Below are 859 nucleotides of genomic sequence, written 5' to 3' on the forward strand. Positions count from 1 at the left end.
GGCTCTTTTTCTCAAAAATATTCTTCTAAATGGTCTAATTTCTTTTTGCTAACGGATTAAATTCAAATAAGACCTCATTTTGGGCGCACTCATCCTAGCAGATGGTTAACGAACTTTTTAAATTACCCAATTAACGTACTTAACACTGCAGTACCTGAATGTTTTGTAGAATCCGATAAAATAGTTTCTGGTAAACATGGTAACTGCTTAATTTCAAGTAGTTTCTTCTTCCAGAATGAACCATCTTTCCAGCTATTTTAAAGAAAAATAAGCGGATAGTAGAAACCTGATACCCTTTCGTTTCATTGGTAAAACATAATGTTCGCATGAAGTTTACAATATTATAAGCCAATAGGCTTACGATCATACGAGCATGATTTTCTATAAAACTTGGGCTGTCTGTTTTGTCAAAGTAAAACCCGTTTTTTGCTTCCTTAATGTAATTTTCCATCGTTCCTCTTTTTGAATACGTTTGGAAAATCATTTCTGGAGAGACATCTTTTGAGAAATTGGTAATGATGAATTCATGTCTAAAAAGCAATTCACCAGCTTCTCTAGTTGATTTTATGCAAATCCTTCTGAATTTTTTCCACGCCTTTGCTTGATAAGTGGCGTTATAGTAATGAACTTCTTTCTTATCCCAATCGTGATTATCCTTAATAGTAATGAATTGCTCAGCGATTCTGCACAGATTACGATTGGTTTTTAAGCGGATAGTATACAGACTATCGTATTCTTCACAAAGTTCATACAAATCGGGCGTTGCGAATCCACTATCTGCACGTACCATAATAGTGCTTACGGGTGTCACAGATTGATAATGCTCAAATAATGGTCGAGTAAATGCTGCGACACCATT

1 protein-coding gene is annotated in these 859 nt (G+C 34.9%); it reads right to left on the reverse strand.

The genetic code is table 11. The features are described 5' to 3' along the window. Positions 1 to 139: 139 nt before the first annotated feature. Positions 140 to 859: IS1380 family transposase (locus ACFO3L_RS11430; protein ID WP_379967690.1), on the reverse strand; the 720-nt coding region annotated here is incomplete at its 5' end.

It is taken from the genome of Enterococcus eurekensis (assembly GCF_042654605.1).
Lineage (GTDB): Bacteria > Bacillota > Bacilli > Lactobacillales > Enterococcaceae > Enterococcus_I > Enterococcus_I eurekensis.